We start from the raw sequence: 15,977 nt of genomic DNA on the forward strand, positions 1-15,977 counted from the left end.
CTCCCAACATGGCGGGGTGAGCGAACTGTTGGGCACAACGACCACGCGAGGCGGAGGAATCGGCGGGGGGAGCACGCCTTGAGCCATTCGGGTTGCGGGGCCCCGCGTCACCCGAGCGGCGCGAAGAACCGCCGTACCACGCGTTCGGCCGCGCGCCCGTCGTCGTACGGGCAGAACCGCTCCCGGAACGCGGTGCGCAGCGCGGCCGACGCCGGCGAGCGCCACTCCCCCGTCCGGAACACCTCGGCCAGTCGGCCGGAGGTGGTGGTGACGGTGCCGGGGGTGTCGCCGGGTCGGCCGGAGAGCAGGTCGAAGTACGTACCGCGCGTGGTCCGGTAGGCGTCCCAGTCGGGGGCGTGGACGACGATCGGGCGGTCCAGGCAGGCATAGTCGAACGTCAGGGACGAGTAGTCGGTGATCAACGCGTCTGCGGCGAGGCAGAGTTCCTCGACGCGCGGGTGGGAGGTGACGTCGATGACCCGGCCCCCTTCCGGCCCGGCGATCCCGGCCGACCGCCCGTAGAAGTAGTGGGCGCGGACCAACAGCACGTACGCCGGGCCCAGTTCGCGTGCCAGCCGCTCCGGGTCGAGGTCGGGGACGAAACCGTCGCGGTAGTCGCGGTGGGTCGGGGCGTAGAGCAGCGCGGTCTGCCCCTCCTCGATGCCGAGTCCGGCGCGGATCTTCGCGATGTCCTCGGTGGTGGCGGTGAAGTAGACGTCGTTACGGGGGTAGCCGAGGTCGAGCCGTTCGTAGGAGGCCTCGCCCGGGGCAGGGTAGACGCGGTCCCAGACCTCGGTGCTGTGCGGGTTGGCGGACAGGCTGAAGTCCCACTGGGCGACATGGGCGAGGATCTTGCCGAAGTCGGCCTTCCGGGCGAGGGCGGGGTAGGCGCGCTGGTCCAGGCCCATGGTCTTCAGCGGGGTCCCGTGGTGGGTCTGGAGGTAGCGCTGGCCGGGGCGCTTGGTGAAGCCGCCGGGGAAGCTGGAGTTGTTCACCAGGTAGGTGGCGGTGGCCATCGCCCGCCAGTAGGGGCGCGAGCCCTCGATGACGTACGGCACACCCGGCGGCATCCGGTCGCGATGCCGGGAGGAGACCACCCACAACCCCTCGATGTGCGGGGCGAGTTCACGGGCCCGGGCGTGGATCGCGGCGGGGTTGCAGGCGACGCCCCGGTTCCAGTACGCCCCGTAGACGGCGAGGTTCGGGTCGAGCGGGCGGTGAAGGTCGGTCCGGTAGGCGGCCCGCATCACCTGGCGACGGACGAACCGCTTCGCGGACGCGGCGGACAGGGCGGGCGCACGACGGGGCATGGGAGCCGAGGGTAGTCGTGGCCCGGCGCGCCCGGCCGCCCGCGTTCACCCGTTCGGGGCAGCGCAGGTGACCCCGGGGCCCACCCTCGGTTGACCAGGACATGAAGCCACCACTCCTCAGCGTCGTCGTCCCCGTCCACAACGTCGAGGACTACTTGGAGGACTGCCTGCGCTCGGTGGCGGACCAGAGCCTCGAAGCGATCGAGGTGGTCATGGTCGACGACGGTTCGACGGACGGCAGCGCACGGATCGCGGCGGAGTTCGCCGCCCGGGACGACCGCTTCCGGCTGGTCCGGCAGGAGAACGCGGGCCTGAGCGCGGCCCGCAACACCGGCGTCCGGCACACCACCCCCACCGTGCCCTACCTGGCGTTCGCGGACAGCGACGACATCGTCGTGCACGACGCGTACGAGCGGATGACGGCCTCGCTGGAGTCGACCGGCTCCGATCTGGTGACCGGCAATGTGTGGCGGCTGACCGGCCAGGGGCGGCAGCAGGCCTGGCAGTACCGCTGGCTGACCGCCCCCCGCCCCCGTACCCACATCACCCGGGACCCGCGTCTGCTGGCCGACCGGGTGGCGTGGAACAAGGTCTTCCGGCGGTCCTTCTGGGACGCGCACGCCTTCGCCTTCCCCGAGGGCAAGCTGTACGAGGACACCCCCGTGATGATCCCCGCGCACTATCTCGCCGGGTCCGTCGACGTCCTGCACGAGCACGTCTACTACTGGCGGGTGCGGGAGGGCTCGATCACCCGGCGGCGTACGGACGTCACCGGCGTACGGGACCGGATCGCCGCGTGCGAGGAGGTCAGCGCGTTCCTGGGCGGCCGGGACGCGACGCAGCGGCAGGCGTACGACGCGTCCTGTCTGCGCGACGACTTCGGGTACTTCCTGGACGGCCTGCCGATGGGCGGCCAGGCGTACCGGGCGGCGTTCCTGGAGGGGGCCGGGGCGTTCCTGGACCGGGCGGGGAACGGGGCACTGGAGGGGCTGCCGGTGGAGCTGCGCATCAAGTGGTCCCTGGTGCGCGAGCGGCGGCTGGACGAGCTGCTGGCGGTACTCGCCTTCGAACGGGCCAACGGGGCAGGCGTGTTCGCCGTGGAGGGACTGCCGGGGCGGCGGAGGGCGGTGTACCCCGGCGTGCGTGGCGCGAGCGCCCGGCTCGCACGTACGGACATCCCGGCGGTGGCCCGGCTGCTGGAGGCACGCTGGGGCGCGGACGGGAAGCTGCGGCTGCGCGGGTACGCGTATCTGCGCAACCTCCCGGCCGGGTCGGCGCGGCAGCGGGTCACGGTGGGGATGGTCCGGGCGGCGGGCGGGGGCCGTCAGGTGCGCGCGGTGCCGACGCGGTCCGTGCGTGAGCCCGAGGCGACGGTGAACTCCGGTCAAGAGCTGCACAGTTACGACCACGCGGGCTTCGAGATGGTCCTCGACCCGGACCGGCTGCCCGCGACGGCGGACGGCGGCTGGCTGGTCGGCCTGGTGCTCGCCGGGCGCGGGACGGTCCGCCGGGTTGCGGTGCGCGCCCCGGACGCGGGCGCGGACCAACCGCTGGTGCACGACCTGGGCGACGGGCGGCGGGCGGTGCTCGACTACCGGGGCGGCCGGCTGCGGCTGACGGTGTCGCGGCTGCGGGCACTGGCGGAGGCACACGGTGCGGTGGAGGCACACGGTTCGGCGGAGGGGGCGGGCACGCTGGAGCTCGTCGTCCGGGTCTTCGGCGGAGCGGCCTCCCCCACGGCTCTGCTGCTGGCACGCGAGGGGGCCGAGGAGCGTTCCTTCCCGGTGGAGTGCGGGGCGGATGGAGTGGCTGCGGCGGCTGGGGCCGGCGGGAGGTTCACGGTACGCATCCCGCTCGCCGGACTCGCCGCCGTACCGCCCGCCCCGCACCGCGCGCCGCGCGAGGTCGAGGCGGAGACCGGGGCGCGCTGGCGGGCCCGGCTGCTGCTCGCCGACGGCACCCGCGTGCCGCTGCCCGCCGCCCCGGACCTGCCGCCGCCCGCGTGCGCGGACGCGGCGGGGAACCTGGTGCTGGATACGGCGGGGGTGCCGGTCGCGGACCGGGTGGAGGTGGTGGGTGATGCGCGGGGAGCGGTGGTAGGTGGTGCGCGAGGAGCGATGCCCGACGTGTCAAGGGCGGTGCGCGTCTCGGGGACGTACGGCGGCGTCCACGGCACCGGCCCCGCCCGTCTCCTCCTCTGCCACGAGACGCTGCACGAGACGGTCCCGGTCGCGGAGGCGGCCGTGGACCGCGCGACGGGCCGGTTCTCCGCGCTGATCGTCCCGCCGCTCCCCGAGGGCCGCTGGGGCCTCCGGCTGGACGGTCACCCCGTGCGCGTCCTCACCTCGCTCGCCGCGCGCCTCCCGCGCGGTGACGGGGCTCTCGCCCCGGAGCGGCGCCACGGCGACCGGCTGACCGTCGTCGCGGGCCCCGCGCTCCCGGTCGCCGAGCGGAGCGCGTACGGCAGGCGGCTTCTGCGCGCCGCGCGCTACCGCGACCGGCGCACCTCGCCCCTCCGCGACACCGTCCTCTACGCGGGCGGCGACTCCCCGCGCGCTGTCCACGCCGAGCTGGTGCGCCGGGGCACGGACGCCGAGCACCTGTGGGTCACCGGGACCGCGCCCGGCCGCATCACGCACGTCCCGCCGGGCGCGACCGCCGTCCCCGTGCACAGCCCCGCCTGGTACGAGGCGCTGGCGCGCTCCCGCCGGATCGTCACGGACGAACAGCTGCCCGCGTGGTTCGAGCGGCGCGCGGGGCAGACCGTCGTCCAGACCTGGCACGGCACCCCGCTCGGCCGCTTCGGCACCGGCCTGGCGGACACCCTGTACGCCGACCACCAGTATCTCGCCACCCTGGCGCACCGTTCGGCCCAGTGGTCGGTGCTGGTCTCCCCCAGCCGCTTCGCCACCCCGTGGCTGCGCCGGTCGCTCGCGTACGGGGGCGAGGTGCTGGAGGCCGGTTCGCCCGCCAACGACGTGCTGTTCCCGCCGGACCGGGACAAGGCCGCCGAGGAGGTACGGCGGGAACTCGGCATCCCGGCCGAGCACCGCGTCGTGCTGTACGCCCCGACCTACCGCGACCAGCTGGCCCACCCCTCCTCCGCGTCGCCCGACCGCACGGCCCCCGGCCCGTACCGCTGGGACCCGGCGCTCGACCCGCACGCCCTGGCGCGGGCACTCGGCCCCGGGCACACCGTGCTGGTCCGCCGGCACCCCCGGGTCACCGGCGCCGCACAGGACGGGCCCGGCGTGCTCGACGTCTCCGGGCACCCGGGGGCCGCCGGGCCGCTCCTCGTCGCCGACGTCCTGGTCACGGACTACGCGGGGCTGATGTTCGACTTCGCCCTGACGGGCCGCCCGATGCTCTTCCACGCGTACGACCTGGAGCACTACCGGGACACGGTGCGCGGGTTCTGCCTGGACTTCGAGACCCGGGCTCCCGGGCCGCTGCTGGTCACGACGGACGAGGTGGCGCAGGCGCTGCGCGACACCGGGTCGCTGGCAGCCCGGCACGCCGACGCGTACGAGAGCTTCCGCCGCGACTACTGCGACCTGGACGACGGGGGCGCGGCGGCCAGGGTGGCGGACCGGCTGCTGGCGGACTGAGGGCCGTCCCGTCATCCCTGGTGGATCACAGCCCTTAGACACCTCTCGTCGGGAACCGGCACCCGGAATCCCCCGGACGAGTGGCGGCGGGGAGAGCGGGGCCGCCGCACGGAACCCATCAGATGTGTCCCTCTCCCCCACGACCTCCGTCCCGTCCGACCTCCCGCCCTCCGCCGCGCCCGACGGTGACGCCGCGGCCCGGCCTCCCGTGTGGCTTTCGCCGTATCTGCTGCTGGGCGGTCTGCTGTGGGCCGTGCTGTCGGCCGCCGCCTGGCAGGCGCCGCTGTGCTGCGAGGCGGGGCTCCAGGCGGCGGTCGTCGAACGGCTGCGGGTGAACCTGCTGCACCCGGCGTTCCCGATGACGGACCTGCCCGCGGTGGCGAGCTCGCACTACTCCCCGTACGCGCTCGTCCAGGGGCTGGCCGCCCGCGCCGCCGGATTCTCCGGGGCGTCCGTCGTGGCGCTGGCCGCCTCGGTCAACCTGCTGCTCCTGCTCACCGGGATCGGGCGGCTCACCCGGCTGCTGACACCGAACCGCTGGGTGCCGGTCCTCCTGCTGGTGCCGTTGGCCCTGATCCACTGGGCGGACCCGGCCCGGTGGAGCGCGCCGGGCACGTTCGCGGTCGCGGTCACCCTGCACCTGTGGGCGTGGACCGGTCGCACGGCGGCCCGCGTTCCCCGCCCGGGCGCCCCGAAACCGGGCCGGGTACCCCGGTGGGCCGAGGCGGCGGGCATCGGCGTACTGCTCGGGCTCGTGCTGCTGGTCCACCCCCCGACGGCGATCGGCGCGGCACTGGGGTGCGTCGCCCTGATCGCGGTCCGGACGCGGACCCGGGTCCGGCCGACCCTGCGGCGGTGGGCGTTCACGGCGGTGTGCGCGGTGGCCGTGGCGTCGCTGTGGCCGTACTACAACGGGCTCACCGCCCCGCGCACCCCGCCCGGCGGCCGGACCACGTCCCCGCCGGAGGCCGAGGGGGTGCGGGCGGCCGGGGAACCGTACTCCTGGGCGACCGCGTACGTCCCGGCGGGCGAGGTGGTCCTGACGGACAGCCGCCCCGCGATGTACGCGCTGGCCGGGCACGGGGCGTACGTACTGGCCGACGCGCTGCCGGACGCGGGGCTCGCGGCCGCGGAGCGGCGCGAGCGGAGCGGGGCGGTGGCCGCGTACCTGGACGCGTCGACCCCGCAGGCCCGGCGGGACCGGATCACCGCCCGGTACGGCGTGCGGTGGCTGCTGCTGACCCGCTTCCAGCGGCTGCCGGAGAACGCGACGGTGCTGGCGTTCAGTACGCGCACGGGCGAGGTGCTGGCGCGGGTACCGGGGCGCTGAAGGCCGGCCTTTGGCCGCCTCGGCGGTCGCCCCACCTCAGGTCCGCTTCTAGGCGGCGATCGCCGGGAAGCTCCCCGGTCTCCGCTCAGGCCTGCTTCAGCACTCATTTCTGCTTCAACGCTCAGGCCTGCTTCACCTTCGGCCTGCTTCAGCGCTCAGGCCTGCTTCAGCGCGGCGACCGCCGAGGCGGCCAGGTCGTCCAGGTAGCCCTTGGGGAGCTCGCCGCGGACGACGACAAGCCGCCAGTAGAGCGGCCCGACGATGAGGTCGAGCGCCCGGTCCGGATCGCTGCCCTCGGGCAGTTCGCCCCGGGCCACCGCCTCCCGCACGACGACGGCGGCGATGCCCTGCTGCTGGTCCAGCAGGGCGGCCTTGATCGTCTCGGAGATCTCCGGATTGCGGGCCGCCTCGACCAGCAGGTCCGGGATGACCTGCGAGGCGACCGGGTGGCGCAGGGCGTAGGCGGCCAGTTCGAGGACGGCGCGCACATCCCCGTACAGCGAACCGGTGGCCGGGGCGGGCATCCCCTGCGCGGCGACGGCCGCGACCAGGTCGAGGACGAGGGCGAGCTTGGACTTCCAGCGGCGGTAGACGGCGGTCTTGCCGACCCCGGCGCGCCGCGCGATGCCCTCGATGGACATCCGGGCGAACCCCACCGCCGCGAGCTCCTCGAAGACGGCGGCGCGGATGGCATCCGTCACGTCCTCGCGCAGGACGGCGGCGCCCGCGGGGGCTCGGCGGCGGGTTCCCCGTTCGGTGGTCATGGCCCGCATGATAGTCGGCCACGACGAAACGGTTGCGTTGCGACGTAAGGACGTCCTACTCTCGACGTTACGACGATACGGTCCCGTCCCAACGATGGCGTCCCTACGGGACCGTGCCGTTCCGCTCCTTTCCGCCCCTCCCGCTTCCGTCGAAAGTGATCGTTCGTGGCAAGCCAGACAGCAGCCCCGCCACCTCGGGTGAGCGCCCCCGTCCACGCCCCCGGTGAGCTGGCCGCCCTGGCCGCCCGGCACGGCCTGACGGTCAGCGGGGCGCGGCCGTCGCTGCCCGCGTACGTCCGGCAGCTCTGGGGGCGGCGGCACTTCATCGCCGCGTTCGCGACGGCCAAGCTGACGGCCCAGTACAGCCAGGCGAAGCTGGGCCAGATCTGGCAGATCATGACGCCGCTGCTGAACGCGACGGTCTACTACTTCATCTTCGGCGTCCTGATGGACACCAAGCGCGGGGTGGAGGACTTCGTCCCGTTCCTGGTCACGGGGGTCTTCATCTGGACCTTCACCAGCAGTTCGATCACGGCGGGCACCCGGGCGATCAGCGGCAACATCGGGCTGGTGCGGGCCCTGCACTTCCCGCGCGCCTCGCTGCCGGTGGCGCTCGCGCTGCAACAGTTGCAGCAGCTGCTGTTCTCGCTGGGCGCGCTGGCCCTGATCCTGCTGGTGTTCGGCCAGTACCCGCGCCCGTCCTGGCTGCTCGCCGTCCCGGCGCTCGCCCTCCAGGCGCTGTTCAACACCGGGGTGTCGATGGCCGTGGCCCGGCTGACGGCGAAGACCCCGGACATCGCGCAGCTGACGCCGTTCGTGCTGCGGACCTGGATGTACTCCTCCGGCGTGATGTGGAGCCTGGACCACCTGCTCGCCGGCGACCGGGTGCCGCACGCGGTGATGGTGCTGCTGGAGTACAACCCGGCGGCGCTCTACATCAACCTCATGCGGTACACGCTCATCGACAGCTACAGCGCGACGCAGCTGCCGCCGTATGCGTGGGCGGCCGCGGCCGGCTGGGCGCTGCTGTGCGGCGTGGCGGGATTCGTGTACTTCTGGAAGGCAGAGGAGACGTACGGACGTGGCTGAGCTCAAGGTTTCCGCAGACCCGGGCGTCCCCACCGTCGTGGTGGACGACGTCCACATCACGTACACGGTCAACGGCGCCCGTACGGGCAGGGGAAGCGCGACCTCGGCGCTCAGTCGGCTCACCTCGCGCCGCCGCACCCCCGGCGCACGCCAGGTGCACGCCGTGAAAGGGGTGAGCTTCGCCGCGTACAGGGGCGAGGCGATCGGTCTGATCGGCTCCAACGGCTCCGGCAAGTCGACGCTGCTCAAGGCGATCGCGGGGCTGCTCCCGCCGAGCCGGGGCAAGGTCCACACCCAGGGGCAGCCCTCGCTGCTCGGGGTGAACGCGGCCCTGATGGGCGACCTGACCGGCGAGCGCAATGTGGTGCTGGGCGGGCTCGCGATGGGGATGACGCGCGAGCAGATCCGCGAACGCTACGACGAGATCGTCGACTTCTCCGGCATCAACGAGAAGGGCGACTTCATCACGCTGCCCATGCGCACGTACTCCTCCGGCATGGGCGCACGGCTCCGCTTCTCCATCGCGGCCGCCAAGAGCCACGACGTACTGCTGATCGACGAGGCGCTGTCCACGGGCGACGCGAAGTTCCAGCGCCGCAGCAAGGACCGGATCAAGGAGCTGCGCGCCGAGGCGGGCACGGTCTTCCTGGTCAGCCACAGCAACAAGTCGATCACCGAAACCTGCGACCGGGCCCTGTGGCTGGAGGCGGGCACGCTGAGGATGGACGGCCCGGCGAAGGAAGTGGTAGCGGCATACGAGGCGTTCACGAACCGCAAGTAGCCGTCGGACCAGCCCGGCCGATTCCTCCTGACGCGACCCCGGGCCGTCCAGCCGCATCCGGCCCCGTCCGGCGTCCGGGGGCGAAGCCTCAGCCGGGGGCGCGCGTCATCTTCTCGACCCGCCCGCACGCATCCGGCCCGTCCGGCGCTTGAGGGTACCTTTCAGCCGGCACCCTTCAGCCCGTCGAGCCTCACGCCGAGGGGGCCGGCGCCCCTGACAGGCACCGGCCCCCTCACCCCCGTACGGCAGCGCCTAGGCGTGCGTACGCAGCAACGTCCGCATCGTCCGCATGGCCACCGACAGATTCGCCAGGTCGAACGCGTCCGAGCCCTGGATCTCCTCCAGCGTCGACCGCGACCGCGCCAGGATCGCCGCGTTCTTCTCCTCCCACGCCCGGAACCGCTCCTCCGGGGTGGACGTCCCGTTGCCCACGCTCAGCACGTCCGCCGTGAGCGCCGCGTGCGCCGCGTACAGGTCCTCGCGGATGGAGGCACGGGCCATGGACTGCCAGCGGTCGGCCCGCGGCAGCTCGATGATCCGGTCCATCAGCTGGGTGATCCGCAGCCGGTCCGCGAGGTCGTAGTACACCTCGGCGACCTCCAGCGGCTCCTTGCCCGTACGGTCGGCGATGGCGACGATGTCCAGCGCCGGGAAGGCGGACGAGAACCCGGCCACTCGCGCCGCCAGCTCGTCCGGGACCCCGGCGGCCGTCAGCTCGTCCAGGATCGAGTGGTACCAATCCAGGTCCGCGCCCCTGACCAGCTTGGGCAGCTCGTTCCAGACCCGCTCGACGCCGTCCCGGAACATCTCGATGGTCTCGGCGATGGCGACGGGCTGCGGCCGGTTGCCCAGCAGCCAGCGCGAACCGCGCTCGACCAGGCGCCGCGAGTGCAGCCGGATACGGGTCTGGACGTCTGCGGCGACCTTGTTGTCGAGCGCCTCGACGGCGTCCCACACCTGGGAGAGCCCGAAGATCTCGCGGGCCGTGAACTGGGCCCGCACGATCTCCTCGATCGACGCCCCGGTCTCCTCCCGCAGCCGGTGCAGGAAGGTCGAACCCGCGGTGTTGACCGTGTCGTTGACCAGGACCGTCGTGATGATCTCGCGGCGCAGCGCGTGCCCGTCGACCGCCTCGGGGAACCGCTCGCGCAGCTTGCTGGGGAAGTAGGCGTGCACCAGCTTCTGAAGGTGCGGGTCGTCCGGGAGGACGGTGGAGATCAGCTCGTCGGCCGCCGTGATCTTGGTGTAGGCGAGCAGGACCGCCAGCTCGGGCTGGCTGAGCCCCTTGCCGTTGCTCAGCAGCTCGCGGATGTGCCGGTCGGCGGGCAGGAACTCCAGCGCCCGGTCCAGAGCACCGTCGCGCTCCAGTCGACGCATGAAGCGCTGCTGGGCGTGGAGCAGGGACGGGGCCTGGGCACAGGCGTTGGAGAGCGCGACGTTCTGCGCGTAGTTGTTGCGCAGGACGAGCGCGCCGACCTCGTCGGTCATGTCGGCGAGCAGCTTGTTGCGCTGCTTGACGGTCAGGTCGCCGTCCCGGACGAGGCCGTTGAGCAGGATCTTGATGTTCACCTCGTGGTCTGAGGTGTCCACCCCGGCGCTGTTGTCGATCGCGTCGGTGTTGATCCGGCCGCCGTTGCGGGCGAACTCGATACGGCCGAGCTGGGTGGCACCGAGGTTGCCGCCCTCGCCGACGACCTTGGCCCGCAGGTCCTGGCCGTTGACGCGGATCGCGTCGTTGGCCTTGTCGCCGACGTCGGCGTTCGACTCGGAGACGGCCTTGACGTACGTGCCGATGCCGCCGTTCCACAGCAGGTCGACGGGGGCCTTGAGAATGGCCCGCATCAGGTCGGCCGGTGTCATCTTGCTCACCGACGCGTCGATGCCGAGCGCCTCGCGGATGTGGTTGTTCAGCGGGATCGACTTGGCGCTGCGCGGGTGGATTCCGCCGCCCGCGGAGAGCAGCTCGGTGTCGTAGTCGGCCCAGGAGCTGCGCGGCAGCTCGAACAGGCGGCGCCGCTCGGCGTACGAGGTCGCGGAGTCCGGGTTCGGGTCGATGAAGATGTGCCGGTGGTCGAAGGCGGCGACCAGGCGGATGTGCTCGGAGAGCAGCATGCCGTTGCCGAACACGTCGCCGGACATGTCCCCGACGCCGACGACGGTGAAGTCCTGGGTCTGGGTGTCGTGGCCCAGCTCCCGGAAGTGCCGCTTGACGGACTCCCAGGCGCCCCGGGCGGTGATGCCCATGCCCTTGTGGTCGTAGCCGGCCGAACCGCCGGAGGCGAACGCGTCACCGAGCCAGAAGCCGTACGCGACGGCGACCTCGTTGGCGATGTCGGAGAAGCTCGCGGTGCCCTTGTCCGCGGCGACGACGAGGTAGGTGTCGTCCTCGTCGTGGCGGACGACGTCGGCGGGCGGCACGACCTCCCCGGCGACCATGTTGTCGGTGATGTCGAGCAGCGCGGAGATGAACGTGCGGTAGGCGGCGATCCCCTCGGCGAACCAGGCGTCCCGGTCGACGGACGGGTCCGGGAGCTGCTTGGCGACGAAGCCGCCCTTGGCACCGACGGGCACGATGACGGTGTTCTTCACCATCTGCGCCTTGACCAGACCGAGGACCTCCGTGCGGAAGTCCTCCCGCCGGTCCGACCAGCGCAGACCACCGCGGGCGACCTTGCCGAAGCGCAGGTGGACGCCCTCCACCCGGGGCGAGTAGACCCAGATCTCGTACGCCGGGCGGGGCGCGGGCAGGTCCGGAATGGCCTGCGGGTCGAACTTCATCGAGACGTAGGAGTGCGGCGTGCCGTCCTCCGTGTGCTGGAAGAAGTTGGTGCGCAGGGTGGCCTTGATGACGGTGAGGAAGGACCGCAGGATGCGGTCCTCGTCCAGCGAGGCGACCTGGTCGAGGGCCCCGTCGAGCTCTTCGAGGAGGCCGTCGGTCAGCTCCGTGCCCGCGCTCTGGCGGCCGGGCGACATACGGGCCTCGAAGAGCGAGACGAGCAGCCGGGTGGTGTGGACGTTGTTGCGGAGCGTGGACTCCATGTAGTCCTGGCTGAAGGTCGAACCGGCCTGCCGCAGGTACTTCGCGTAGGCGCGCAGGACCATGGCCTGGCGCCAGTTCAGCCCGGCGCCGAGGACCAGCGCGTTGAAGCCGTCGTTCTCCGCCTCGCCCTTCCAGACGGCGGCGAAGGCCTCCTGGAAGCGGGTGCGGGCGTCATCGGCGAGGTAGCCGCCACTGCCGTTGACCAGGGGCATCCGCAGCCCGAAGTCGTAGATCCAGGCGTGGGTACGGTCCGCGCAGCGCAGCTCGTACGGGCGCTCGTCGACGACCTCGACGCCGAGCTGCTGGAGCGCGGGGAGGACGGCGGAGAGGGAGACCTGCTCACCCGTGCGGTAGATCTTGAAGCGGCGCTCGCCGGGGCCCGCGCCGACCGGCTCGTACAGGCTGAGGGCGAAGTCCTTCTCGCCCTCCTTGAGGGTCTCCAGGTGGACCAGGTCGGACACGGCGGCGCGCGGCGAGTGGTCGGCCTTGTAGCCCTCGGGGAAGGAGTGGCCGTACAGGCGCAGCAGCTCGGCTGCGCGCTCCTCGCCCAGCTCGGCGGTGAGGGCCTCCTGGAAGCCGTCGGCCCAGGAGCGGGCGGCCTCGACGAGGCGGGCTTCGATGCGGTCGGCGTCGGCGTCGGTGAGATGCGGCAGCTCGCTGCCCGCCGGGACCCGGATGACGAAGTGCAGCCGGGAGAGGATCGACTCGGTGTTCCAGGCGGTGAAGTCGACGCTGGTGCCGCCGAGCTCCTCCTTGAGGATGTCGATCAGCCGCAGGCGCACACCGGTGGTGTAGCGGTCGCGGGGGAGGTAGACGATCGCGGAGTAGTAGCGCCCGTACTCGTCCTGACGCAGGTAGAGCCGCAGCCGGCGGCGCTCCTGGAGGTAGAGGACGGAGGTGACGATGGAGCGGAGCTGGTCGACGGGCGTCTGGAACAGCTCGTCGCGCGGGTAGGTCTCCAGGATCTGGAGCAGGTCACGGCCGTCGTGGCTGTTGTACGAGAAGCCCGCGCCCTCGACGACCTCGGCGACCTTGCGGCGGATGACGGGCACCCGGCGCACGGACTCCGTGTAGGCGGCGGAGGAGAAGAGCCCGAGGAAGCGGCGCTCCCCGATGACATTGCCCTTGGCGTCGAACTTCTTCACGCCGACGTAGTCGAGGTAGCTGGGGCGGTGCACGGTGGCCCGGCTGTTGGCCTTGGTCAGGACGAGGAGCTTGTGCTCGCGGGCCTTGGCGCGGACGTCGGCGGGCAGGCGGTCGAAGGACGGGCTGACAGGGTGGGCCTCGTCCGCGCTGTGCTGCGGGTCGGAGCGCAGGATGCCGAGTCCGGTGCCGGGCACGGCGGCGAGGGCGTCGCTGTCCTTGAGCTCGTACTCGCGGTAGCCGAGGAAGGTGAAGTGGTCGGCGGCCAGCCAGCGCAGCAGCTCGCGGGCCTCCTCGACCTCCTCGTCGGCGAGGTCGTCCAGCGGTTCGCCGGGCAGGTCGTCGGCGATCCGGAGGGCGGCGTCGCGCATCTTCCCCCAGTCCTCGACGGTCTCGCGGACGTCGGACAGGACGCGCAGCAGGTCGGCGGTGATCTGCTGGAGGTCGGCGCGGTCCGTCTCGCGGTCGATCTCGACGTGGATCCAGGACTCGACGAGCGCGTCGTGCGGCAGCTCGGCCCCGCCGTCCTTGGCCTTCTCCTGGGCGCTTCGGGTGCCCTGGGGAGCGGGGAAGGCCTTCGGGGTGCCGGGGCCGCCGGAGAGAACCTCGATCAGCTTGCCGGTGACATCGCGGCGGACGGTGACCTGCGGGTGGATCACGACGTGGATGCCGCGCCCCTGCCGGGACAGCTCGTTGGTGACGGAGTCCACGAGGAAGGGCATGTCGTCGGTGACGACCTCGACGACGGAGTGGCTGCACGTCCAGCCGTTCTCCTCGACCGTCGGAGTGTGCACGCGGACGTTGGCTGTGCCCTGCGGGCGGTTCTCGGCCAGCCGGTAGTGGGAGGCGGCGGCTCCGTAGACGTCGACCGGGTCCCGGCCGCTGAGGTCCTCGGGAGCCGTATGCAGGTAGTACCGCTGAAGGTAGGCGAGCACCGTGTCCCGCCCCGGACGGGCGTCCTCGTCCGCCCCGGCGGCGGCGACCCGCACCCGGGGGGTACCGCCCGGGCCACCGACACCACCGCCCGGGCTGTTGTCAGCTACCTGGGCAGCCCGTGCGAGCAGCTCGGCCTTGGCTTCGTCCAGCTTGGTCTGCATGTCCTCTGGCTCCTGTCGCGCGCCGTTGCGTGACGTAGGTGAGAAAAACGACGTACCGCCACGACACGGGGTTTCCGGTCTGGGTCGACGCTATGCCGCTTCGAGAGTTCCCCGGGACCACATGGGCCATTTTTGACAGCCGGTCCGGGGTCGGGAGATCGCGGATCGCCCGGGCGCGGTGGCACTCCGGGCGGCGGTCGGGGGCTTCACTGCCCCCGAGGCGTATCGCGCTGATCACGGCACCAGGCTATCGCCCCCGCACCCCACCCCGTCATGAGCTGCTTGTGTACAAAAGAACCCCCCGAACTTTGACACTCTGGACAGTGCGCCGCGCCGCCTTGGCGAACTCCCGGAACCGGGGCAGTCTGTCCGTACAGCAGGAAACCAGGCCACCGGCAGGCCGACACCGTCCGCCGCGGGCCGACCGGCCCCGAGGAGCCCGCCATGCCGCAGAAGATCCTCATCGTCACCGGCGACGCCGCCGAGTCGCTTGAAGTCCTCTACCCGTACCAGCGGCTGCTGGAGGAGGGGTACGAGGTCGACATGGCGGCCCCCGAACGCAAGACGCTGCGTTTCGTGGTCCACGACTTCGAACCCGGCTTCGACACGTACACCGAGAAGCCCGGCTACACCTGGCCCGCCGACCTGTCGTTCTCCGAGGTGGACCCCGGGGCCTACATCGCCCTGGTGATCCCCGGCGGCCGTGCTCCCGAGTACCTCCGCAACAACGCCGAACTGCGGAAGATCATCGGCGCCTTCTTCTCCGCGGACCGCCCGGTGGCCCAGATCTGCCACGGCCCCCTGATCACCGCCGCCACCGGCAACCTCAGCGGCCGCCGCGTCACGGCTTACCCCGCCCTGGAGCCCGACATGCAGAGCGCGGGAGCGACGTTCCAGGACGCGGAAGCGGTGGTGGACGGCACCCTGGTCTCGTCGAGGGCGTGGCCGGACCACGCGGCATGGATGCGGGAGTTCCTGAAAGTGCTACGCACTCTTTGAGGCCCACCCGAAGGCAGATTCAAGCCCGTCCGGCGCTTGAGGGCGGGGTCGGGGGTCCGGGGGCCGGGGCAGCGCCCCGGATTCCCGCACCACGACCGCCCACACCGCCACGGAACCAGGTCCCCCCTCCCCTCTCACCCCACCAGCGCCTCAGCCAACGCCACCGCCTCCCCCAGGCTGTCCACCACCGGCACCCCCGCTGCCTCCAGGCTGCTCCGACTGTGCGACCCCCCGGTGTACAGCACCGCCCGAGCCCCCACGTGCGCCGCCGCCACCGCGTCGTCCAGCGCGTCCCCGATGACCACCGAATACTCCGGGGCTATGCCGTCCACCCCGGCCAGTGCCGCGAAGTGCCGCTCCATGTGGAGCGCCTTGCTCCCGCCGGACGGCCCCGTGCGCCCGTCGACGCGGACGAACCGCGGCTCGATGCCGTACCCGCGCACCACCGGGACCAGCTGCTCGTGCCCGTACATGCTCAGCAGCGACTGGCTGCGCCCGGCGCGCTGCCAGCCGGTCAGCAGCTCCTCGACCCCGACGGCGAGCCCGCAGGCCACCCGCTGCTCCGTGTAGTGCCGGTGGAAGCTCTCGTCCATCCGCTCCCACTCGGCCTCGGTGGGCATCCGGCCCATGAGCCGCTCGTAGAACCGGGGTATGGGCACGCAGTACATCTCCCGGTACTGCTCCAGCGTGACCGGCGCCACCTCGACCTCGGCGAACGCGGCGTTCGTCGCGTGGATGACGGCGTGGATGTCGTCGAGCAGTGTGCCGTTCCAGTCCCAGACCAGATGCGTGCGTGTCTTACCGGATGCCATGGAG

9 protein-coding genes are annotated in these 15,977 nt (G+C 72.3%); 5 read left to right on the forward strand and 4 right to left on the reverse strand.

Features of this window, described 5'->3' with window-relative positions; translation table 11 throughout:
- Nucleotides 1–107: 107 nt before the first annotated feature.
- Entirely contained in the window at nt 108–1,247 is a 1,140-nt protein-coding gene (locus tag RI138_RS11235) for a CDP-glycerol glycerophosphotransferase family protein (protein WP_311122853.1), read from the reverse strand.
- Nucleotides 1,248–1,411: 164 nt separating this feature from the next.
- Between RI138_RS11235 and RI138_RS11240 the strand changes: the two genes are divergently transcribed.
- Nucleotides 1,412–4,918 (forward strand): bifunctional glycosyltransferase/CDP-glycerol:glycerophosphate glycerophosphotransferase, encoded by a 3,507-nt coding sequence (locus RI138_RS11240; protein WP_311119798.1) that lies wholly within the window; start codon nt 1,412–1,414, stop codon nt 4,916–4,918.
- A gap of 124 nt (nt 4,919–5,042) precedes the next feature.
- Nucleotides 5,043–6,248, forward strand: coding sequence for a hypothetical protein (locus RI138_RS11245; RefSeq protein WP_311119799.1), 1,206 nt, complete (start codon nt 5,043–5,045; stop codon nt 6,246–6,248).
- Nucleotides 6,249–6,403: 155 nt separating this feature from the next.
- On the opposite strand, the gene RI138_RS11250 is transcribed toward RI138_RS11245, so the two are convergent.
- A complete protein-coding gene (locus RI138_RS11250) occupies nt 6,404–7,012 on the reverse strand; it encodes a TetR/AcrR family transcriptional regulator (protein WP_311119800.1) in 609 nt (202 codons plus the stop codon).
- Between the two features lie 165 nt (nt 7,013–7,177).
- On the opposite strand from RI138_RS11250, the gene RI138_RS11255 reads away from it, so the two are divergent.
- Together RI138_RS11255 and RI138_RS11260 are read left to right on the forward strand one after the other, a co-directional pair.
- Nucleotides 7,178–8,101 (forward strand): ABC transporter permease, encoded by a 924-nt coding sequence (locus RI138_RS11255; RefSeq protein WP_311119801.1) that lies wholly within the window; start codon nt 7,178–7,180, stop codon nt 8,099–8,101.
- Nucleotides 8,094–8,882 carry an ABC transporter ATP-binding protein gene (locus RI138_RS11260; RefSeq protein WP_096630207.1) on the forward strand — a complete coding sequence of 263 codons (789 nt, stop codon included), beginning with the start codon at nt 8,094–8,096 and terminating at the stop codon, nt 8,880–8,882. The genes RI138_RS11255 and RI138_RS11260 overlap by 8 nt, the downstream gene beginning before the upstream one ends.
- A gap of 252 nt (nt 8,883–9,134) precedes the next feature.
- On the opposite strand, the gene RI138_RS11265 is transcribed toward RI138_RS11260, so the two are convergent.
- Nucleotides 9,135–14,162, reverse strand: coding sequence for an NAD-glutamate dehydrogenase (locus RI138_RS11265; protein WP_311119802.1), 5,028 nt, complete (start codon nt 14,160–14,162; stop codon nt 9,135–9,137).
- A 444-nt stretch (nt 14,163–14,606) separates the two neighbouring features.
- Between RI138_RS11265 and RI138_RS11270 the strand changes: the two genes are divergently transcribed.
- Nucleotides 14,607–15,161, forward strand: a complete 555-nt coding sequence (locus RI138_RS11270) for a DJ-1/PfpI family protein (RefSeq protein WP_311119803.1) — start codon at nt 14,607–14,609, stop codon at nt 15,159–15,161.
- A 134-nt stretch (nt 15,162–15,295) separates the two neighbouring features.
- On the opposite strand, the gene RI138_RS11275 is transcribed toward RI138_RS11270, so the two are convergent.
- Nucleotides 15,296–15,973, reverse strand: a complete 678-nt coding sequence (locus RI138_RS11275; protein ID WP_311119804.1) for an HAD family hydrolase — start codon at nt 15,971–15,973, stop codon at nt 15,296–15,298.
- Between the last annotated feature and the right edge of the window lie 4 nt (nt 15,974–15,977).

The organism is Streptomyces durocortorensis (genome assembly GCF_031760065.1).
Classification (GTDB): domain Bacteria; phylum Actinomycetota; class Actinomycetes; order Streptomycetales; family Streptomycetaceae; genus Streptomyces.

What these genes read in the sequence shown, in the direction of transcription:
- RI138_RS11250 (WP_311119800.1), bottom strand. Translation starts at nt 7,012, where the DNA reads ATGACCACCGAACGGGGAACCCGCCGCCGAGCCCCCGCGGGCGCCGCC.
- RI138_RS11270 (WP_311119803.1), top strand. Translation starts at nt 14,607, where the DNA reads ATGCCGCAGAAGATCCTCATCGTCACCGGCGACGCCGCCGAGTCGCTT.
- RI138_RS11265 (WP_311119802.1), bottom strand. Translation starts at nt 14,162, where the DNA reads ATGCAGACCAAGCTGGACGAAGCCAAGGCCGAGCTGCTCGCACGGGCT.
- RI138_RS11240 (WP_311119798.1), top strand. Translation starts at nt 1,412, where the DNA reads ATGAAGCCACCACTCCTCAGCGTCGTCGTCCCCGTCCACAACGTCGAG.
- RI138_RS11275 (WP_311119804.1), bottom strand. Translation starts at nt 15,973, where the DNA reads ATGGCATCCGGTAAGACACGCACGCATCTGGTCTGGGACTGGAACGGC.
- RI138_RS11235 (WP_311122853.1), bottom strand. Translation starts at nt 1,247, where the DNA reads ATGCGGGCCGCCTACCGGACCGACCTTCACCGCCCGCTCGACCCGAAC.